This window comes from Cellulomonas algicola, from assembly GCF_003851725.1.
GTDB classification, from domain to species: domain Bacteria; phylum Actinomycetota; class Actinomycetes; order Actinomycetales; family Cellulomonadaceae; genus Cellulomonas; species Cellulomonas algicola.
Genome location: NZ_BHYL01000204.1, coordinates 1 through 18,536 on the forward strand (window position 1 = coordinate 1; position 18,536 = coordinate 18,536).

Annotated in this window: 19 protein-coding genes and 1 pseudogene; 9 read left to right on the forward strand and 11 right to left on the reverse strand. The window is 75.1% G+C overall.

The window, feature by feature from the left end; translation table 11 throughout:
- The 6 genes and pseudogenes from CTKZ_RS13170 to CTKZ_RS13195 all read right to left on the reverse strand — a co-directional run.
- A pseudogene (locus CTKZ_RS13170) lies at window positions 1-210 on the reverse strand (pilus assembly protein); the annotation flags it as partial.
- 86 nt (window positions 211-296) lie between these two features.
- Window positions 297-629, reverse strand: a complete 333-nt coding sequence (locus CTKZ_RS13175; RefSeq protein WP_371852370.1) for a pilus assembly protein — start codon at window positions 627-629, stop codon at window positions 297-299.
- A gap of 89 nt (window positions 630-718) precedes the next feature.
- A complete protein-coding gene (locus tag CTKZ_RS13180) occupies window positions 719-913 on the reverse strand; it encodes a hypothetical protein (protein WP_124343395.1) in 195 nt (64 codons plus the stop codon).
- A 141-nt stretch (window positions 914-1,054) separates the two neighbouring features.
- Window positions 1,055-1,990: a type II secretion system F family protein gene (locus CTKZ_RS13185; protein WP_124343377.1), complete on the reverse strand. Its 936-nt coding sequence runs from the start codon at window positions 1,988-1,990 to the stop codon at window positions 1,055-1,057.
- Window positions 1,987-2,847, reverse strand: a complete 861-nt coding sequence (locus tag CTKZ_RS13190; RefSeq protein ID WP_124343378.1) for a type II secretion system F family protein — start codon at window positions 2,845-2,847, stop codon at window positions 1,987-1,989. Before CTKZ_RS13190 ends, CTKZ_RS13185 begins: the two co-directional genes overlap by 4 nt.
- Window positions 2,848-3,015: 168 nt before the next feature.
- On the reverse strand, window positions 3,016-4,242 hold the full coding sequence (locus CTKZ_RS13195) for a TadA family conjugal transfer-associated ATPase (RefSeq protein WP_124343379.1): 1,227 nt from the start codon (window positions 4,240-4,242) through the stop codon (window positions 3,016-3,018).
- Between the two features lie 119 nt (window positions 4,243-4,361).
- Between CTKZ_RS13195 and CTKZ_RS13200 the strand changes: the two genes are divergently transcribed.
- The gene (locus tag CTKZ_RS13200) at window positions 4,362-5,129 is read left to right on the forward strand and encodes a glycoside hydrolase family 16 protein (protein WP_124343380.1); all 768 of its coding nucleotides are present in this window, start codon (window positions 4,362-4,364) and stop codon (window positions 5,127-5,129) included.
- A gap of 24 nt (window positions 5,130-5,153) precedes the next feature.
- On the opposite strand, the gene CTKZ_RS13205 is transcribed toward CTKZ_RS13200, so the two are convergent.
- The gene (locus CTKZ_RS13205; RefSeq protein WP_124343381.1) at window positions 5,154-5,978 is read right to left on the reverse strand and encodes an alpha/beta fold hydrolase; all 825 of its coding nucleotides are present in this window, start codon (window positions 5,976-5,978) and stop codon (window positions 5,154-5,156) included.
- A 187-nt stretch (window positions 5,979-6,165) separates the two neighbouring features.
- On the opposite strand from CTKZ_RS13205, the gene CTKZ_RS13210 reads away from it, so the two are divergent.
- From CTKZ_RS13210 to CTKZ_RS13220, 3 genes are read left to right on the forward strand one after another with little or no spacing between them, the layout of a single operon-like run.
- Complete coding sequence (locus tag CTKZ_RS13210) at window positions 6,166-7,284, forward strand: zinc-binding dehydrogenase (protein WP_124343382.1); 1,119 nt, start codon at window positions 6,166-6,168, stop codon at window positions 7,282-7,284.
- A complete protein-coding gene (gene fabG, locus CTKZ_RS13215; protein WP_124343383.1) occupies window positions 7,281-8,036 on the forward strand; it encodes a 3-oxoacyl-ACP reductase FabG in 756 nt (251 codons plus the stop codon). The genes CTKZ_RS13210 and fabG overlap by 4 nt, the downstream gene beginning before the upstream one ends.
- Window positions 8,033-8,488: a MaoC family dehydratase gene (locus CTKZ_RS13220; protein WP_124343384.1), complete on the forward strand. Its 456-nt coding sequence runs from the start codon at window positions 8,033-8,035 to the stop codon at window positions 8,486-8,488. The genes fabG and CTKZ_RS13220 overlap by 4 nt, the downstream gene beginning before the upstream one ends.
- Before the next feature lie 125 nt (window positions 8,489-8,613).
- On the opposite strand, the gene CTKZ_RS13225 is transcribed toward CTKZ_RS13220, so the two are convergent.
- Window positions 8,614-9,837 (reverse strand): acetyl-CoA C-acetyltransferase, encoded by a 1,224-nt coding sequence (locus CTKZ_RS13225; protein WP_124343385.1) that lies wholly within the window; start codon window positions 9,835-9,837, stop codon window positions 8,614-8,616.
- Window positions 9,838-9,918: 81 nt separating this feature from the next.
- A complete protein-coding gene (locus CTKZ_RS13230) occupies window positions 9,919-11,115 on the reverse strand; it encodes an acyl-CoA dehydrogenase family protein (RefSeq protein WP_124343386.1) in 1,197 nt (398 codons plus the stop codon).
- An 89-nt stretch (window positions 11,116-11,204) separates the two neighbouring features.
- Here CTKZ_RS13230 and CTKZ_RS13235 point away from each other — a divergent pair, with 89 nt between their 5' ends.
- Window positions 11,205-11,909, forward strand: a complete 705-nt coding sequence (locus tag CTKZ_RS13235) for a QsdR family transcriptional regulator (RefSeq protein ID WP_124343387.1) — start codon at window positions 11,205-11,207, stop codon at window positions 11,907-11,909.
- Window positions 11,906-12,370, forward strand: coding sequence for an acyl-CoA thioesterase (locus CTKZ_RS13240; RefSeq protein ID WP_124343388.1), 465 nt, complete (start codon window positions 11,906-11,908; stop codon window positions 12,368-12,370). The genes CTKZ_RS13235 and CTKZ_RS13240 overlap by 4 nt, the downstream gene beginning before the upstream one ends.
- Before the next feature lie 30 nt (window positions 12,371-12,400).
- On the opposite strand, the gene CTKZ_RS13245 is transcribed toward CTKZ_RS13240, so the two are convergent.
- On the reverse strand, window positions 12,401-13,000 hold the full coding sequence (locus CTKZ_RS13245; protein WP_124343389.1) for a YdeI/OmpD-associated family protein: 600 nt from the start codon (window positions 12,998-13,000) through the stop codon (window positions 12,401-12,403).
- Between the two features lie 113 nt (window positions 13,001-13,113).
- Between CTKZ_RS13245 and CTKZ_RS13250 the strand changes: the two genes are divergently transcribed.
- Genes CTKZ_RS13250 through CTKZ_RS13260 form a run of 3 tightly spaced genes read left to right on the forward strand, consistent with a single transcriptional unit; the run spans window position 13,114 to window position 17,092 of the window.
- Entirely contained in the window at window positions 13,114-14,244 is a 1,131-nt protein-coding gene (locus CTKZ_RS13250) for a phosphotransferase family protein (protein ID WP_124343390.1), read from the forward strand.
- Window positions 14,244-15,509 (forward strand): acyl-CoA dehydrogenase family protein, encoded by a 1,266-nt coding sequence (locus tag CTKZ_RS13255; RefSeq protein WP_124343391.1) that lies wholly within the window; start codon window positions 14,244-14,246, stop codon window positions 15,507-15,509. The genes CTKZ_RS13250 and CTKZ_RS13255 overlap by 1 nt, the downstream gene beginning before the upstream one ends.
- On the forward strand, window positions 15,506-17,092 hold the full coding sequence (locus CTKZ_RS13260; RefSeq protein WP_124343392.1) for a long-chain-fatty-acid--CoA ligase: 1,587 nt from the start codon (window positions 15,506-15,508) through the stop codon (window positions 17,090-17,092). Before CTKZ_RS13255 ends, CTKZ_RS13260 begins: the two co-directional genes overlap by 4 nt.
- Before the next feature lie 66 nt (window positions 17,093-17,158).
- Here CTKZ_RS13260 and CTKZ_RS13265 read toward each other — a convergent pair whose 3' ends face one another.
- The gene (locus CTKZ_RS13265; protein WP_124343393.1) at window positions 17,159-18,427 is read right to left on the reverse strand and encodes an ABC transporter substrate-binding protein; all 1,269 of its coding nucleotides are present in this window, start codon (window positions 18,425-18,427) and stop codon (window positions 17,159-17,161) included.
- Between the last annotated feature and the right edge of the window lie 109 nt (window positions 18,428-18,536).

The window sequence follows — 18,536 nt, forward strand, 5'->3', positions numbered from 1 at the left end:
GTCGAAGCCCTGGTCGCGCAGCGCCACGCCCGTCGCCGCCGCCGCGCGCGCCGCCGCCTGCTGCGGGTCCTCCGCGGCGACGGCGGTCCGCGCCGCCTCGCGCGCCGCGCCCTCGACGGCGAACGTCGCCGCCTGGAGCCGCCCGAGCACGAGCACGAGGTAGACGGTCGGCACGAGCAGCACGAGCGCGACCCCGAGGAACTCGAGCACCGCGCTCCCGTCGTCCCGTCCGCCTCTGCCGCGGAACCGAGCGTCCACCGCTGCACGCATGGCAGCCATGACCGTCCGCGCGCCCGTCACTGGTCCTCCGCGTACGCATGACCGCGCACCGCCAGCGCGTCCCGCGGCCCGAGGAGCCCGACGACCGGAAGGGGTGCGGTGACGGTCACCTCGAGGACGTCCACGCCGTCGAGCGTCGTGCGGGCCGCCCGGACGTCGCCTGCGTACGTCGCCGACAGCGACTGCGTGACCAGGTCGCGCGCCCGGGCGACCGCGTCGGCGGGGCCGTGGCCGTCGAGCGCGCCGTACCGCGCACCCTCCGCGGCGCAGTCGACCAGCGTGTTCCGCACGTGCTGCACGAGCGCGAGCTGGAGCACCGCGACGAAGAGCACCGTGACGAGTGCTCCCACGAGCACGAAGTCGACGACCGCCGACCCTCCGTCGGCGGTGTCGAACGAGCGCCGCCGCGGAGCCTGTCGTTCCGGCGCGGTGACGGCCGTCAGTCGCCCGTGACGCTCTTGATCGCGTCGTCGAACACCTGGCTCAGCGCGGGCTCGGCGACGAGCCACAGCGCCGTGACGAGTCCCGCGGTCATGAGCGTGACCAGCACCCAGCCGGGCACGTCGCCCCGGTCGCGCCCGCTCGCGGCAGCGGCGAGCCAGCGTCGGGCCAGTCCGGCCGCGAGGGCCGTCACCGGGAGGCGGCGCGCGGTGCGGGCGTGCGGCCGCAGCGGCACGGTCGTCGTCGGGTCGGTGAGCATCGGATGCGTCTCCTCGGTGCTGGTCGGCGGGCGGTCGCGCGGACCACCCGTGGTCGTTGTCCGGGCGTCGTGGCGTCACAGCCCGACCCGCAGGACGAGCAGGGACGGGAACACGGCGAACGCGACGGTCACGGGCAGGATGAGGAAGACGACGGGCACCATCATCGCGACCTCCTTGCGGCCGCCCGTCTCCATGAGGTCGCGGCGCACCTCTTCGCGGACGTCCTGCGCCTGCGCGCGGAGGACCTCGGCGAGCGGCGTGCCGCGCTCGACCGCCACCGCGACCCCCTCGGCGAACCGCGCGAGCGCGGGCAGCCCGGTGCGGTCGGCGAGACCGTCGAGCGCCGTGGTGAGCGGGGCGCCCGCGCGGGCGTCGGCGAGCGTGCGCTCGAGCTCGACGCTCAGCTCGCCGCGGGTGCTGCGGACGACGCGTTCCAGCGCGCCGGTCGCACCCTCCCCCGCACCGACCGCGAGCGCGAGCAGCTCGGCGATCGTCGGCATCTCCTGCAGCATGCGGCTCTCGCGCTGCGCGACCTGCCGGCTGAGCAGCCAGTCCCGGCCCAGCACGCCCGTCGCGCCGCACAGGGCCACGAGCACGACGAGAACCACGACCGACGTGCCGCGCGTCGCGGCGAGCAGGAGTGCGAACCCGAGCCCGCCGGCGACGCCGAGGACGCCCCAGACGACCTGGCCGGCGCGGAACTGCTCGACGGTCTCGTCGCTGCCGGCCCGCGCGAGGCGTCGTCGCAGGTCCGCGGCGGGTGAGCCGACGCGTGCCACCAGGCGGACGGCGTCCTGCATGAGGGGTGCGGCGATCCGCTCGACGGTCGCGACGGCGCCCCCGGACGCGGGTGCGCGCAGCAGCAGCGCGGAGGACGCCCGCTGCGGGCGCAGGTACGGGGCGAGGCGCTGGTCGAGCCGGATCCGCCGGGCGCGCAGCCGTGCGACGACGAGGAGGACCCCGACGCTCGCGAGGAGACCGGCGACCCCGCCCGCGGTCACCGGGTTCATCGCAGCACCCGCGGGTCGTCGGGCAGGCGCGCGATGCGCAGCATGAGCGTGTACGCGACGACGGTGCTCGCCGCACCGGCGCCCAGCACGAGCAGCCCCGCGGTCGAGTCGTAGGCCTGCGCGGCCTCGGTGCGCGTGGCGAGGAGGCCGAGCACGAGCCACGGTGCGGCCGCCGCGAGCCGGGCCGCGTTGACGGTCCAGCTCTGGCGCGCCTCGAGCTCGCCGCGCGTGCGGACGTCTTCCCGGAGGAACGTGGACAGGGTCCGCAGCAGGCGTCCGAGGTCGGTCCCGCCGACGTCGCGCGTCATGCGCAGCGCCTCGACGATCCGGTCCGCGACGGGGTCCGCGAGGCGCGACTTGAGCGCGTCGAGGCTCTCGCCGAACCGTCCGGTCGCGCGGTAGTCCTCGGCGAAGGCGGTGAACGGGGCGCGCAGCTCGACCGGCCCGCGCTCGCCGAGCTGCGCGACGGCCTCCGGCAGCGCGAGGCCTGCGCGGATGCCCGACGCGAGGTGGTCGACGACCTCGGGCCACAGCGCTCGCAGGCGCGCACGCCGTCGTCGCGCCCGGCCGCGCACCACGGCCGACGGCGCGAGCGCGAGGAACACCCCGAGGCACAGGGCCATCGACGGCACGCGGGTCAGGGCGAGGCCGAGCAGGAGCCCCACGACGCCGACGCCGCCGCTCGTGAGCACGAGCCCGGTCGGGGTCACGCCCGGCATGCCCGCCTGGACGAGCGCGTCCTGCGTGCGGACGCTCCACCCGTCGAGGCGGGACGCGGCACCCGGGGTGGGTGCCCAGCACGACCACCAGATGCACGCCAGGCCCGCCCCCAGCAGGAGCCCGACCACCACACCCATCGCGCGTCACCCGACCCCGGGGTCCGACGTCCGGACCTCGGCGAGGGCGGCGGACGACGGCGTGTCACGTCCCGTCGCCACACGACCCCCTGCCCGATTGGTCCGATTCGCGGCGAACCTAGGGCACCGCGTCCTCGCGTCGCCGCGTGCGTCCACAGGGCAGACGCCTCAGCCGCGGGCGCGCAGCAGCGCGGCCAGGTCGACGCCGAGCCGCGCGAACCGCTCGGGGTGCGGCGGGAAGCCGTCGGCGCGCACGAGGTGCCCGCCGCGGGACGTGAAGACGTCGGCGGTCTCGACGACGCCCTGCTCGACGCGCCCCGGGACGGCGACGACCTCGCGCACCCCACGACGACCGGCGCCGTCGAGGTCGAGGTGCACGACGAGGTCAACGGCGGACGCGACGGTCGGCACGACGAACCGGTCGGACACGTTCTCCCCCGCGAGCAGCGGCAGCGTGCACAGCTTCACGAGCGCCTCGCGCGCCGAGTTGGCGTGGATCGTGCACATGGCCGGCACGCCCGCGTTGAGCGCGATGAGCAGGTCGAGCGCCTCCGCCTCGCGCACCTCCCCCACGATCAGGCGGCTCGGCCGCATGCGCAGCGCCTCCTTGACGAGGCGCCGCAGCGGGATCTCGCCGGTCCCCTCGAGACTGGGCTGGCGGCACTGCATCGCCACCCAGTCGCGCGCGGCGAGCCGCAGCTCGAAGACCTCCTCGCACGTCACGACGCGCTCGCGCGCGGGGATGGCACCGGCGAGGGCGTTCAGCATCGTCGTCTTGCCGGCCTGCGTCGCACCCGACACGAGCACGTTGAGGCCCGCCCGCACCGCCACGTGCAGGAACGCGGCGGCGTGCGGCGTCAGCGACCCGAGCCCGACGAGGTCGTCGAGCGTGCCCGCCCGGACGACGTGCTTGCGGATGTTGACCGCCCAGTGCCGCCGCGTGACGTCCGGGATCACGGCGTGCAGACGCTCGCCGCCCGGCAGCGAGGCGTCGACGAACGGGCTGGACAGGTCGAGGCGGCGGCCGGACACCTTGAGCATCTGCTCGACGAGGTCCCGGACCTGGCCGTCGGTGAGGATCGTGGTGGTCAGCTCGGGCTCGCCGCGCCGTGCGACGAACACCTGCGTCGGCGAGTTGACCCAGATCTCCTCGACCTCCGGGTCGTCGAGGTACTTCTGCAGCGGCCCGAGCCCGGCGACCGCGTCGACGACCGCCTTGTGCGCCGCGGCGGCGTCGGCGAGCGGCGGGACGGCCCCGCGCAGCGACCGCTCGTCGTAGTCCGCGATGGCGTCGGCGACGAGGGTCGCGACACCGCTCGGGTCGCGCACGGGGTCGATCCCGCGCCGGCGCACGAGCTCGCGGACCTCGCGCTCGAGGATCACCACACCGTCCACGCCGCACCCCTGTCCGATTCGTCCGTTCTCGGCCGGGTCAGACGGTAGGGCACCGTGGCGCTGCCGCGGGCGCGTCGTCCACAGGTGCCGACCGCTCATGACGACGCGAGAATCACGCCATGCCGGGCACACGGACGACGTTCGACGACGACTTCGACGGCGACGACCTCGACCGCTCGGTCTGGTCGCCGCACTACCTGCCCGCGTGGAGCTCACGTGCGCAGAGCGCCGCGACGTACGAGGTGCGCGACTCGTGCCTCCGCCTGAGCATCCCGCGCGACCAGCCGCTGTGGTGCGCGGGCGATCACGAGCCGCCGCTGCGCGTCTCGGCCGTGCAGTCCGCGAACCGCTCGGGCCCGGTCGGGAGCACCGACGGGCAGCAGCCGTACCGCGAGGGCCTCGTCGTGCGCGAGCAGCAGGACGAGCTGCTCGGGTGGACCCCCGGTCCGGGGTACGTCGAGATGCGCGCGCGTGCCGTGCTGTCGCCGCGCTCGATGGTGTCGCTGTGGATGGTCGGCCTCGAGGACGTCCCGGAGCGGTGCGCCGAGATCTGCGTCATGGAGGTGTTCGGCGACGCCGTCGTCCCCGGCGAGTCCGCGGCGGTGGGCATGGGGCTGCACGCGTTCCGCGACCCCGGTGTCCGCGAGGACTTCGCCGCACCGCGGCTGGCGATCGACGTCGCGCAGCCGCACACGTACGCGGTGCGCTGGACGGACGAGCACGCGACGTTCAGCGTCGACGGCACGGTCGTGCGCCGGTGCGGGGGCCCGCCGACCTACCCGCTGCAGCTCATGATCGGCGTGTTCGACTTCCCCGACCGCGCGACGCCCGGTGACGACACCGTGCCGGAGCTGGTCGTCGACCACGTGCGCGGGTGGACCACATGAGGCCCACCCGCGCACGGCGCCCGCTCAGGACCGGATGAACTCCAGGATGTCGGCGTTGATGACGTCGGCGTGCGTCGTCGGCATGCCGTGCGGGAAGCCCTCGTACGTCTTGAGCGTGCCGTTCTGCAGGAGCTCGGCGCTGAGCGGCCCGGAGTTCGCGTAGGGGACGATCTGGTCGTCGTCGCCGTGCTGGACCAGGACGGGCACGGTGATCGTCTTGAGGTCGTCGGTGAAGTCGGTCTGCGAGAACGCGACGATCCCGTCGTAGTGCGCCTTGGCGCTGCCCTGCATGCCCTGCCGCCACCAGTTGGCGATGACCGCCTCGGAGGGCTCCGCGCCCGGCCGGTTGTAGCCGTAGAACGGGCCGGACGGCAGCGCGCGGTAGAAGTCGGAGCGGTGCGCGGCGACCTCGGCCTGGAGCCCGTCGAAGACGGCCTTCGGCAGCCCGCCGGGGTTCGTGTCGGTCTGGACCATGAGCGGCGGGACGGCCGCGATGAGGACGGCCTTGGCGACGCGGCTCTCGCCGTGCCGGCCGAGGTAGCGGACGACCTCGCCGCCGCCGGTCGAGTGGCCGATGTGCACCGCGTCGTGCAGGTCGAGGTGCGCGGTGAGCGCCGCGAGGTCGTCGGCGTAGTGGTCCATGTCGTGCCCGTCGGCGATCTGCGAGGACCGGCCGTGGCCCCGACGGTCGTGCGCGATCACGCGGTAGCCCTCGTGGAGGAAGAACAGGAGCTGCGTGTCCCAGTCGTCGGCCGACAGCGGCCAGCCGTGGCTGAACACGATCGGCTGTCCCGAACCCCAGTCCTTGTAGAAGATCTCGACGCCGTCGGTCGTGGTGATGGTGCCCATCCGTGCCTCCCCCGATTCGTCCGGAATGACCTGGCCAGCATCGCCGCAGGTGGCGTCCAGGCGGAAGGGCTTCCAGATGAAAACTGGGCGCCGGTCCGGCTCCGCTCGACGCGGACGATCCGCTACGGTACATACCGTCCAGTCGGTTTCCCGCATCGCCCGCGGCCCGGACGACGGAGGTGTGCTCGTGCAGGTCGTCGGTGCCGTCCTGGAGCGGTCGGGTGCGCCCGCGCCGTTCGCGTCGTCACGCCCCTTCAGCGTCGGGCCCGTCGACCTGGACCCACCCGGCCCCGGCGAGGTCCTCGTCCGCATCGAGGCCGCCGGCCTGTGCCACTCCGACCTGTCCGTCGTCGACGGCAGCCGCGTGCGGCCCACCCCGATGCTCCTGGGCCACGAGGCGGCGGGCGTCGTCGAGGCCCGGGGCGACGGCGCGGACGACCTGCGGGAGGGTGATCGCGTGGTGCTCACGTTCCTCCCCCGGTGCGGCACGTGCCCCGAGTGCGCGACCGACGGCCGCCTGCCGTGCCGCGTCGGGACCGCGGCCAACGTCGCCGGCGCGCTCGTCGGCGGTGGGTCCCGGCTGCACCGCGGCACGCAGGACGTGCACCACCACCTCGGCGTCTCGGCGTTCGCGACGCACGCGGTCGTCGACCGCACGTCGGTCGTCCGCGTCGACCCCGACGTGCCGCCCGAGGTCGCGGCCCTGCTGGGGTGCGCGGTGCTCACCGGCGGCGGTGCGGTCGTCAACGCCGGGAGCCCCCGGCCGGGCGAGGCCGTCGCGGTCGTCGGCCTGGGCGGTGTCGGGACGGCCGCGCTGCTCGTCGCCGTCGCGCTCGGGCACGAGGTCGTCGCGGTCGACACGCGCCCCGAGAAGCTCGCGACGGCACGCCGCCTCGGCGCCACGCTCGCGGTCCAGCCCGACGACCTGGCGGCGACGGGGGTCCGGGCGCCCGTCGTCGTCGAGGCCGCGGGCTCGGCACGCGCGTTCGAGACCGCCCTCGCCGCGACCGCACCCGGGGGCACGACGGTCACCGTCGGGCTGCCCGCCCCGACCGCCCGCGCATCCGTCAGCCCGCTCACGCTGACCGCCGAGGCGCGCACCGTCGTCGGCTCCTACCTCGGCTCCTCCGTGCCCGCACGCGACGTCCCGGTGTACGTCGACCTGTGGCGCGCCGGCCGGCTCCCGCTCGAGGAGCTGGTGTCGTCGCGCATCGCCCTCACGGACCTCGACCTCGCGATGGACCGGCTGGCCGCCGGCAGCGAGCTCCGCCAGCTCATCACGTTCGACGAGAGGACACCCACGTGACCGACGCCAGAACTGCCCTCGTCACCGGCGCCGCGCGCGGCATCGGCGCCGCGACCGCCCGACGGCTCGCCCGCGACGGCCACCGCGTCGCCGTCCTCGACCTGCGCGAGGAGGACGCCGAGACGACGGCCGCCGCGATCCGCGCCGACGGGGGCGACGCGCTGGCCGTCGGCGCCGACGTGGGCGACGAGGACGCGGTCGCGCAGGCCGTCGCGCACGTCGCCCGGACCCTCGGTCCTCCCACGGTGCTCGTGAACAACGCGGGGATCCTGCGGGACAACCTGCTGTTCAAGATGTCGACCGCCGACTTCGACGACGTGCTGCGCGTGCACCTGCGCGGCGCGTTCCTCGTCAGCCGCGCCGTGCAGGCGCACCAGGTCGAGGCGCGCTGGGGACGCGTCGTCAACCTGTCGAGCACGTCGGCCCTCGGCAACCGCGGGCAGGCCAACTACGCGGCCGCAAAGGCCGGCATGCAGGGGTTCACCAAGACGCTCGCGATCGAGCTCGGGCCGTTCGGCGTCACCGTCAACGCGGTCGCCCCGGGCTTCGTCGAGACCGAGATGACGCGGGCCGTCGCGGAGCGGGTCGGCGTCCCGTTCGAGGACCTGCTCGCCGCCGAGGCCAAGGCCGTCCCGGTCCGACGCGTCGGGCAGCCCGACGACATCGCCGCCGCGGTGTCGTTCTTCGCGTCCGAGGAGGCCGGGTTCGTGTCCGGCCAGGTGCTCTACGTCGCCGGAGGGCCGCGCGGATGACGATCACCGTGGACTCCCCCGCCGACCTCGCGTCCGTCGTCGGCACGACCGCGACCGGCCCGTGGCGCAGGGTCGACCAGCGCCGCATCGACCTGTTCGCCGACGCGACCGACGACCACCAGTGGATCCACGTCGACCCGAGGCGCGCCGCGGACGGGCCGTTCGGGGCGACCGTCGCGCACGGCTTCCTCACGCTCGCGCTCCTCCCCGCGCTGACCGAAAGGCTGCTCGACGTGGGCGGCACGTCCGCGGTCGTGAACTACGGGCTGGACCGCGTCCGCTTCCTCACCCCGGTCACCGCCGGGTCGCGCGTCCGCGCGACGACGACCATCCGGTCCGCCGAGGTCACGCCGCAGGGCGTCCGGGTGGGCAGCGAGGTCGTCGTGGAGGTCGAGGGTGCGGACCGTCCCGCGCTCGTCGCGGCGACGATCGCGCTCTACGTCCCGTCCTGACGCGGCGCACGACGGCGGCTCGACGCCCGTCGCCGGTCCTCGCGGACCGCGCGGCGGGCGTCGTCGTCGGGCAGGGGGATCGGCTGCCGGGCGACGCGCGCGCACGTCATCCCGGAGCGCGAGCGTCAGGACGTGCGCTCCACGACCATCGCCATGCCCTGGCCGCCACCGACGCACATCGTCTCCAGCCCGTAGCGCTCGTCGGTCGCGGCGAGCCCGTGCAGGAGCGTCGTGGTGATCCGGGCGCCCGTCATGCCGAACGGGTGGCCGACGGCGATGGCCCCGCCGTGCACGTTGAGCCGCTCGAGGTCGACGCCGATCGCCTTCGCGGACGGCAGCACCTGCGCGGCGAACGCCTCGTTGAGCTCGACGAGGTCCATCTGGTCGATCGTGAGCCCGGCGTGGTCGAGCGCGCGCCGGCTGGCCTCGACGGGCCCGAGGCCCATGATCTCGGGCGACAGCGCGCTCACCCCGGTCGAGACGATGCGTCCCAGCGGCGTGAGGCCCAGGCGCTCCACGACCCGGTCGCTCACGACCACGAGCGCCGCGGCGCCGTCGTTGAGCGGGCAGCAGTTGCCGGCCGTGACGGTCCCGTCGGGGCGGAACACGGGCGGCAGGGCCGCGAGCGCCTCGACGGTCACGCCCGGGCGCGGTCCGTCGTCGGCCGACACCACGGTCCCGTCGGGCAGGGTCACCGGCGTGATGTCGCGCGCCCAGAAGCCGGACGCGATCGCGGCCTCGGCGCGGTTCTGCGACAGCGCGGCGTACTCGTCCTGCTCGCGGCGCCCGGTGCCGGTGAGCTGCGCGACGTTCTCGGCGGTCTGGCCCATGGCGACGTAGACGTCGGGGAGACCGCCGTCGTCGCGCGGGTCGTGCCACGTCGTCCCGCCCGCGGCGGCCTGGGCCGTGCGGGCGACCGCGTCGGCGAACCGCGGGTTCGTGACGTCCTCGCCGGGGATGTGGTCGGACGAGCCGCGCGCGGTGCGGCTGACGACCTCGACCCCGGCGGACACGAAGACGTCGCCCTCGCCCGCCTTGATCGCGTGGAACGCGGCACGGGTGGTCTGCAGCGACGACGCGCAGTACCGGTTGACGGTCGTGCCGGCGGTCTCGTCGAGCCCGGACAGCACGGCGACGACACGGGCCATGTTCATGCCCTGCTCGCCGCCCGGCAGCCCGCAGCCCAGGAGGAGGTCCTCCACGAGGCCGGGGTCGAGCGTGGGCACCTGCGCGAGCGCGGCGCGGACGGTCTGGGCGGCGAGGTCGTCGGCGCGCAGCCCGGTGAGCGACCCCTTGAACGCGCGGCCGATCGGCGAGCGGGCGGCGGCGACGACGAATGCCTCGGGCACGGCGGACCTCCTGGTGCGGTGCGGATCGGGACGTCGCCCGGCGGGGACGCCGGACGGGACGCGGCGGGGGCCGCGGGCGGCTCAGACGAACGCCGAGATGCCCGTGATGGCGCGGCCGACGATGAGGTTGTTCATGTCGCGCGTGCCCTCGAACGAGTAGACGGCCTCGGCGTCGGCGAAGAACTTGGCGACGCCGTGGTCGAGCTGGATGCCGTTGCCGCCGAGCAGCTCGCGGCACCACGCGACGGTCTCGCGCATCCGGGAGGTCGCGAAGCCCTTGGCGAGCGCGGCGTGCTCGTCGCCGAGCCGGTCCGCGTCCTGCATCCGGGAGGCCTGCAGGCACAGCGCGATCGACGCGGTGATGTTGCCGAGGCACTGCGCGAGCCGGTCCTGGACGAGCTGGAAAGACGCGAGCGGCCGGCCGAACTGCTCGCGCTGACCGACGTAGGCGACGGTGGCCTCGAACGCGCCGACGGCGACGCCGACGGCCTGCCAGGCGACCTCGGCGCGGGTGAGCCGCAGCACGACGGCGACGTCGCGGAACGAGTGGATGTTCGGCAGGCGGTCCGCCTCGTCGACGACCACGCCGTCGAGCGTGATGTCCGCGTTCTGCACGATGCGCAGCGCCTGCTTGCGCTCGATCTTGCTCGTCGTGAAGCCGGGCGTGCCGCGGCGGACGAGGAAGCCCTTGACCTGGCCGTCGGCGGTGTCGCGGGCCCAGATCACGACGACGTCGGCGAACGTCGCGTTGCCGATCCACCGCTTGGCACCGTTGAGCACCCACGTGTCGCCGCGGCGCTCGGCGGTCGTGCGCAGCCCCTTGGACGCGTCGGACCCGGACAGCGGCTCGGTCAGGCCGAACGCGCCCAGGAGCTCGCCGCGGCCCATCGGCGGGAGCCACTGCGCGCGCTGCTCGGGCGACCCGCCGAGCGCGATCGAGCTCATCGTCAGGCCGCTCTGCACGCCGACGAAGGTCGCGGTCGACGGGTCGACGCGGGCGAGCTCGAGCGCGGCCCAGCCACGCCACACGCCGGAGTTCTCGAACCGCGAGGTCTCGGGCCACATCGCGCCGAACATCCCGCACTCGGCGAGGCCGGGGACGATCTGGTGCGGGAACTCGGCGCGGTCCCAGTAGTCGAGGGCGATGGGCCGGACCTCGCGCTCCATGAAGTCGCGCAGGCGCGCGGACGCGTCGTGCTCGGCGGGGGTGAGCGCCTCCTGGAAGCCGTAGAAGTCGGCGGCGAGCGGGGCGTGGACGGGGGTGTCGGTGGTCGTCATGGTGCGTCTCCCTGATCGTCGTCGACCGGCGCGTGCAACATCTTCGAGAATGTTGCACCACGAGGAGCACCCGGGTCTAGAGTCGGCGCATGCCGGATCCGACCGACCCGCCCTCCGCCCCCGGTGCGGGCGCCGCCGCGGCGGCGCACCGCGCGCCGCGACCCGGATCGCTCGCCGCGGTCGGCACCACCGCCGCGCCGTCGTGGCTCTCGGAGCGCCTCGAGTCGGGCGAGCACCCCGACGCCGTGCGTGCGTTCCGGATGGCCCGCGAGCAGTTCATCGACGGCGAGCGCATCGACATGGGCCGCCTCGCCGGCCGCCTCGGCATCGACCGGACCTCGCTGTTCCGCTGGGTCGGCAACCGCGACGCGCTCCTGTCGGAGGTGCTGTGGTCGCTCGCCGTCCCGACGCTCCAGCAGGCCGAGGACGCCGCCGCGGGCCGCACCGGCCCCGACCGCGTCGCCGCGGTGCTCACGAGCTTCGCGTCCGACCTCATCCGCGCCCCCTACTTCCGGGCGTTCCTGCGCCGCGAGCCCGCCCGCGCCCTGCGGCTGCTCACGACCAACGAGAGCGAGATCCACCGGCGCTACGTCGCCACGGTGCGCGTGCTCGTGCTCGCCGAGCTCGGCGAGCACCCGTTCGACCGGGCCATCGACGCGAACGACCTCGCGTTCGTGCTCGTGCGCGTGAGCGAGTCGTTCACCTACGCCGACCTCATCTCGGGCGACACCCCGAGCGCCGCGCGCGCCCGCGCCGCGTTCGACGTCGTGCTGCGCCCGGGGGCGTCGTCATGACGTACCCGCACCGCGCGCCGTTCGCGACCCGCTGGAACGACAACGACCAGTACGGGCACGTCAACAACGCCGTCTACTACGAGGCGATGGACACGACGATCAACGTCTGGCTGCTCGGCGCCGGGCTCGACCCGCTCGCCGGCGAGCGCATCGCCGTGTGCGTCTCGTCGTCGTGCGAGTTCCGCGCGTCGTCGTCGTTCCCCGAGCCGTGGGAGGTCGGCCTGCGCGCGGGACGGCTCGGCACGACGAGCGTGACGTGGGAGCTCGGGATCCTGCGTCCCGGCACCGACGAGCCCTTCGCGACCGGGCGGTTCGTGCACGTGTGGGTCGACCGCGTGACGCGTCGACCGGCGCCCGTGCCGGACGACCTGCGCGCGGCGATCGAGCGCGACCTCGTCGCCGTCGCCGGCGGGGACGCGGACGACACCGCGCAGCACGACCCCCGGGTGCGCGACGCCTGACGGCGGGGTGCGGTACCGCGCCGCGGCCGCCTAGGTGCGCGGCCCTTTCGTGGCCGCCGGGTACGGCGTCCTGCCCTGCGCGAGGTCGTCGGTGAGCCGCTCGATCCGCCGGGCGCGGGTCTCGGGTCGCACCGCGGTCTGCACGCGGTGGAGGAAGGCGAACCGGTTGCGGCCGTCCAGGGCGGCGAACACGTCGGCCAGTCCGCGCGCGGCCAGGGCCGCGGCGAGGTCGTCGGGGACGACGGCGGTGGCCGGCCCGTCGTACGCGGCGTCCCAGCGGCCGTCCGCCTTGGCCCGGTCCACCTCCGCCACGCCGGCGGGGCGCATGCGGCCCTCGGCGGTGAGCCGCTCGACGCGGTCGCGGTTGATCTTCGACCAGACGCTCCTCGCGCGGCGCGGGGTGAACCGCTGCACGTACCAGTCGTCGTCGAGCCGCCGCGCGATGCCGTCGATCCAGCCGAAGCAGAGCGCGACGTCCACGGCCGCGTTCCAGTCGACGGACGCGACGCCGCTGCCCTTCTTGGCCATCCGCACCCAGACGTGGGTCGCGGTCGCGCCGTTCTCGTCGAGCCAGGCCTCGAAGGCCGCCCCGCTCTCGAAGTGCATCGCGCCGGTGTGGTCCATCGACATGACGGAAGCGTAGGGCCCGCCGCCGACGGCGGGTCGACACCACATACCGACCGCGCGGTATGCTCGCGACGAATCCGGGCACCGGCGCCCGGCCCGACGCGCGGAGGCCGCCCGTGCACGACCGCACACTGCCCGGGCTGGACGTCGCCCGCCTCGACGCGTGGCTGCACGCGCACCGCCCGGACCTCGTCGACGACACCCCGCTGCAGGCCGAGCTGCTCGCGGGCGGCCGCAGCAACCTCACCTACCGGGTCGACGGCGCCCGCGTGCCGCTCGTCCTGCGGCGGCCGCCGCTGCGCCACGTGCAGGCCACCGCGCACGACATGGCGCGCGAGCACCGCGTCCTGTCCGCGCTCGGGCCCACCCGCGTCCCCGTCCCGACGACGTACGCGCTCGTCGACGACACCGACGGCGCCGCGGGCACCGGGACCCCGTTCTTCCTCATGGCCCGCGTCGACGGCGAGGCGCTCGCGGCCCCCGAGCAGAACGCCCGCTGGTCCCCCGACGACCTGCGCGCCCTGAGCCTGGAGCTCGCCGCGCTGCTCGCGGAGCTGCACGCCGTCGACCCGCACGACGTCGGCCTCGCCGACCTCGGCCGGCCGGACGGGTTCCTCGACCGCCAGGTGCACCGGTGGGGCGTGCAGCTCGACGGCTCACGCTCGCGCGACGTCCCCGCGCTCGACGACCTGCAGGAGCGCCTGCGCGCCGACGTGCCGACCACGTGGCGGCCCGCGCTCGTGCACGGCGACTACCGGCTCGACAACGCGCTCGTCGCCCGGTCGCCGGCCGAGGTGAGCGCGAGCGCGGACGGGGTGTCCGGGCCGCCGCACGTCGCCGCCATCCTCGACTGGGAGATGGCGACGCTCGGCGACGCGGCCGTCGACCTCGGCATGCTCGGTCTCTACTGGGAGCTCGCGCGCATCGCGGACGACGACCACACCGTCACCGCGGTCGACCCGGCCGCCGGGTACCCGGACTTCGCCGAGCTCGTCGACGCCTACGCGGCCCGGCTCGGCGCGCCGCCGCCCGACCTCGCCTGGTACCGCGCGTTCGCGGCCTACAAGCTCGCGGTGATCCTCGAGGGCGTGCACCTCCGGTTCCGCGCCGGCGGGACGGTCGGTGCGGGGTTCGAGCGCGTCGGCGACCTCGTGGCGCCGCTCGCCCGCGAGGGCCTCGCCCGGCTCGCCGACCGCGCGGGCACGGTACGCAGCACCACGGTCCGCACCCGAGCCGAGGAGGCCTGATGGACTTCGCCCCCGACGCCCGCACGCGGGACGTGACCGCCCGTGCGCAGGCGTTCCTCGACGACCACGTGCTGCCCGCGGAGCCGGTGCTCGACGCGCAGGTCGCCACGACGCCCGACGACTGGGGCACCCGCCCGGTGGTGCGCGAGCTCCGGGCCGAGGCCCGCGCGCAGGGCCTGTGGAACCTGTTCCTGCCCGGCCCGCACGGCGGCGGCCTCACGACGCTCCAGTACGCGCCCGTCGCCGAGCTCACCGGCCGCAGCCCGCGGCTCGCCCCCGTCGCGATGAACTGCGCCGCCCCCGACACGGGCAACATGGAGCTGCTCGCCGCGTTCGGCACCGACGCGCAGCGGGACCGCTGGCTGCGCCCCCTGCTCCGCGCCGAGATCCGGTCGGCGTTCTGCATGACCGAGCCCGACGTCGCGTCGTCGGACGCCACGACGATCCGCACGCGCATCCGCCGCGACGGCCCGGACTGGGTGGTCAGCGGCCGCAAGTGGTGGTCGACGGGCGCGATGAACCCCGAGGCCGCGCTGCTCGTCGTCATGGGACGCACGGACCCCGACGGTCCGCGGCACCGGCAGCAGAGCATGGTCCTGGTCCCCCGGGACGCCTCGGGCGTGCGCGTCGTGCGGCCGCTCACCGTGCTCGGCTACGACGACCGCGACCACGGCGGGCACGCCGAGGTCGAGCTCGACGACGTGCGCGTCCCCGCCGACGCCCTGCTGGGCGGACCCGGCGACGGGTTCGCGATCGCCCAGGCCCGGCTCGGCCCGGGCCGCGTGCACCACTGCATGCGCGCCCTCGGCATGGCGGAGCGTGCGCTCGACCTCGTGCGCGACCGGGCCACGACGCGCCGCACGTCGGCCGGTCCGCTGGCCGAGCGCGGCGTCGTGCGCGAGTGGGTCGCGCGCTCCCGGGTCGAGGTCGAGGCGCTGCGGCTGCTCGTGCTCAAGACGGCCTGGCTCATGGACACGGTCGGCAACCGCGCGGCGATGCGGGAGATCCAGGCGATCAAGATCGCCGTGCCGTCGACCGTCGAGCGGATCCTCGACCGCGCGATCCAGCTGTTCGGCGCCGCGGGGCTGTCGGCCGACACCCCGCTCGCCGGGATGTTCGCCGCCGCGCGCGCCCTGCGCCTGGCCGACGGCCCCGACGAGGTGCACCTCGCGGCGCTCGGCCGTGCCGAGCTCCGACCCCGCACCGCCCCGGAACCCGCCACCGACCCCAGCACCCGCGCACCGCACGAAGGGAGCCACCGATGACGACCGACCCCGCCCTCGACGGAGAGGGCTACGGCACGATGTCCGTCGCCGCGATCCTCGCCGAGACCGCCCGCCGCCACCCCGACCGCACCGCGTTCCACATCGGCGACCGCACCGTCGCGTACGGGCCGCTGTGGCAGCAGACGCTCGCGTACGCGGGCGCGCTGCGGGACCGCGGCGTCGGGCCGGGCGACCGGGTCGCGGTGCACGTGCCGAACGTCCCCGACTTCGCGCGCGTCTACCACGCGGTGCTGTCGCTCGGGGCGGTGGTCGTGCCGGTCCACCTGCTGTTCAAGGCGGGCGAGATCGAGTTCGTCCTGCGGGACAGCGGCGCCCGGCTGCTGGTCGCGGCCGCACCGCTGCTGGGCGAGTCGCTGCCCGCGGCCGCCGCGGCGGGCGTCCCGACGGTCACCGTGCTCGTGCCCGACGGCGTCGACGTCCCCGCGCCACGCCTGGAGGACGAGGCCGCCGCCGCGACGCCGCTGCGCACCTACGCGTCGGTCAACCCGCTGCACCCCGCGACGATCCTCTACACGAGCGGGACGACGGGACGGCCGAAGGGCGCGGTCTCGAGCCACCTCGCGCTGATCGAGCAGGTGCACGTGACGCTGATCGACACGTGCGACATCCGCGCCGACGACGTGATCTTCGGCGGCCTGCCCTTCTTCCACACGTTCGGCCAGTCGTCGGTGCTCAACACCGCGTTCCGGCGCGGCGCGTCGGTGGTCCTCCTCCCCCGGTTCGACCCCGACGAGGCGCTCGCCGCGATGACCCGGCACGGCGCGACGGTCTTCACGGCCGTCCCGACGATGTACGTCGGGCTGGTCCAGGCCGCCGCGCGCACGACCGACCGTCCGCCCCTGCGCTTCGCCGTCTCGGGCGGCGCCGCGCTGCCGGTCGCGTTGCTCGAGGCGTTCGAGGCGACGTTCGGGGCGCCGGTGCACGAGGGCTACGGCCTGACGGAGACCGCGCCGACCGTGTCGTTCAACGAGGTCGGCGAGCGGCCGCGGCCGGGCACCGTCGGCCGTCCGCTGTGGGGCGTCGACGTCGAGATCGCGGACCCGTGGGTGGCCGACCGGATCGAGCTGCTCGGCACCGGTCAGCTGGGCGAGGTCGTCGTGCGCGGCCACAACCTGTTCAAGGGCTACCTCGGCAACCCGGAGGCGTCGGCCGAGGCGGTGGTCGACGGGTGGTTCCGCACGGGCGACCTCGGCACTCTCGACGAGGACGGTGTCCTCACGATCGTCGACCGGACGAAGGACATGATCGTGCGGTCGGGCTACAACGTGTACCCGAGCGAGGTCGAGTCCGTCCTGGTGCGGCACCCCGCGGTCGCCCTCGCCGCCGTGTTCGGCGTGCCCGACGAGGTGCGCGGGCAGGAGGTGCACGCGGCCGTCGTCCTGGAGCCTGGAGCGACCGCGGCGCCCGACGAGCTCGTCGCCTTCGTGCGGGACCGCATCGCCGCGTACAAGTACCCGCGCGTCGTGCACGTCCGCGAGGTGCTGCCCACGGGCGGCAGCGGCAAGATCCTCAAGCGCGAGCTCGTGGCCGAGTACGCGCCCGCACCGGCCGACCTGTCCTGACGGTCGACGCACGGAGGGCGGGCGACCCGGTCGGGGCCGCCCGCCCTCGGTCGTGGGCGCGTCGCGTCAGGTGGTCGGGACGCCCTCGTCCTCCGGCGCCGGGGCCGCGCCGTCGTACGGCTCGACCGGTCCGTCGCCGGCGTCGGTGGTGAACGCGGTCCCGACGTAGTCCTGCACCCCGTCGTTCACGACGGTGATGCCGACGCCGCCGAACGACCGATGGCTGTCGGCCGAGAAGGCGAGCGGCATGATCCCGTTGCCGCTGACGTCGCCGCTCTCGAGCGCCTCGACGAGGCTCTCGCGCGTCGGGTCCTCCCCCGCCGCCGCGAGGGCCTGGGCGAACGTGTAGGCCACGGACATGCCGTAGACGGTGTTGCCGGTGAACGGCTCGCCGCCGTTGTACTCGTCGTTGATCTCGCGGAACAGCGCGACCCAGTCGCTGTCCGGGCTGAACGGCAGGTAGTTCGCGCTGACGAAGCCCTCGAGCACCGCGGCGGCGACGTCCTCGCCGAGGTAGCCGGCGAGCGTCGGGTAGTCGCCGCCCGACGACGACGCGAGCCACTGCGCCGGGTAGCGCATCTGGGCGGCGGTCCCGACCGTCCGGGCGGTGAAGCCGTTCACGGTCGCGAGGAAGTTGTGCGTGCAGCCCGCCGCCTGCATGGCCCCGACCTGCGCGGTGACGTCCTGGTCGGACACCGCGTACGTCTCGCTGACGGCGAGCGCGTCGGCCCCGAGCACCGCCTCCAGGCCGGCGACGAAGTCCTCGCCGTAGTCGTCGTCCTGCCCGAGCACGCAGAAGACGGCGTCGTCGCCGCCCTCGTCGAGCGCGTACTGCGCGAGCGCCTTGGCCTCGGTCGTGTAGTCGACGTTGAAGGCGAACGTCCACGGGTGCTGCTCGGGGTCGTCCCACAGCAGCGCGCCCGACGCGACGAACAGGTCGGGCACCTCGTTCTCGTTGAGGTAGTCGAGCACGGACGCGTGGGTCGGGGTGCCGAGGCCGTTGAGGATCGCGAACACCCCGTCCTCCTGGACGAGCTCGCGCACGACGGTCTGGGTCGTCGCGGGGTTGTAGCCGTCGTCCTTGACGACGTACTCGATCGTCCGCCCGTGGATGCCGCCCTGGGCGTTGACGTGGTCGAAGTACGCCGAGACGGCCTTCGAGATGGACGAGTACCCGGCGGCGGCCGGGCCGGTCAGGGGCGTGTGCGTGCCGACGGTCACGGTGTCGTCGGTGACGCCGGGGCTGGGCTCGGGGGTGCTGCACCCCGCGAGCGTCGCCGCGAGCGCACCGGCGCTCACGACGGCGAGGGGGCGCGGGCGCGTGCGGAGCGGCATGTCAGGCCTCGCTTTCGGATCCGGACAGGGGTGACCCGGCGGTGACGTCCTCACGCGGCGGCGAGGTCGGGCCGGGGGCTTCGGGGGCGGCGCCGGCTCGGCCGGCGCC

What these genes read in the sequence shown, in the direction of transcription:
- CTKZ_RS13220 (WP_124343384.1), top strand. Translation starts at nt 8,033, where the DNA reads ATGACGATCACCGTGGACTCCCCCGCCGACCTCGCGTCCGTCGTCGGC.
- CTKZ_RS13235 (WP_124343387.1), top strand. Translation starts at nt 11,205, where the DNA reads ATGCCGGATCCGACCGACCCGCCCTCCGCCCCCGGTGCGGGCGCCGCC.
- CTKZ_RS13200 (WP_124343380.1), top strand. Translation starts at nt 4,362, where the DNA reads ATGCCGGGCACACGGACGACGTTCGACGACGACTTCGACGGCGACGAC.
- CTKZ_RS13260 (WP_124343392.1), top strand. Translation starts at nt 15,506, where the DNA reads ATGACGACCGACCCCGCCCTCGACGGAGAGGGCTACGGCACGATGTCC.
- CTKZ_RS13230 (WP_124343386.1), bottom strand. Translation starts at nt 11,115, where the DNA reads ATGACGACCACCGACACCCCCGTCCACGCCCCGCTCGCCGCCGACTTC.
- CTKZ_RS13240 (WP_124343388.1), top strand. Translation starts at nt 11,906, where the DNA reads ATGACGTACCCGCACCGCGCGCCGTTCGCGACCCGCTGGAACGACAAC.
- CTKZ_RS13245 (WP_124343389.1), bottom strand. Translation starts at nt 13,000, where the DNA reads ATGTCGATGGACCACACCGGCGCGATGCACTTCGAGAGCGGGGCGGCC.
- CTKZ_RS13255 (WP_124343391.1), top strand. Translation starts at nt 14,244, where the DNA reads ATGGACTTCGCCCCCGACGCCCGCACGCGGGACGTGACCGCCCGTGCG.
- CTKZ_RS13190 (WP_124343378.1), bottom strand. Translation starts at nt 2,847, where the DNA reads ATGGGTGTGGTGGTCGGGCTCCTGCTGGGGGCGGGCCTGGCGTGCATC.
- CTKZ_RS13265 (WP_124343393.1), bottom strand. Translation starts at nt 18,427, where the DNA reads ATGCCGCTCCGCACGCGCCCGCGCCCCCTCGCCGTCGTGAGCGCCGGT.
- CTKZ_RS13185 (WP_124343377.1), bottom strand. Translation starts at nt 1,990, where the DNA reads ATGAACCCGGTGACCGCGGGCGGGGTCGCCGGTCTCCTCGCGAGCGTC.
- CTKZ_RS13205 (WP_124343381.1), bottom strand. Translation starts at nt 5,978, where the DNA reads ATGGGCACCATCACCACGACCGACGGCGTCGAGATCTTCTACAAGGAC.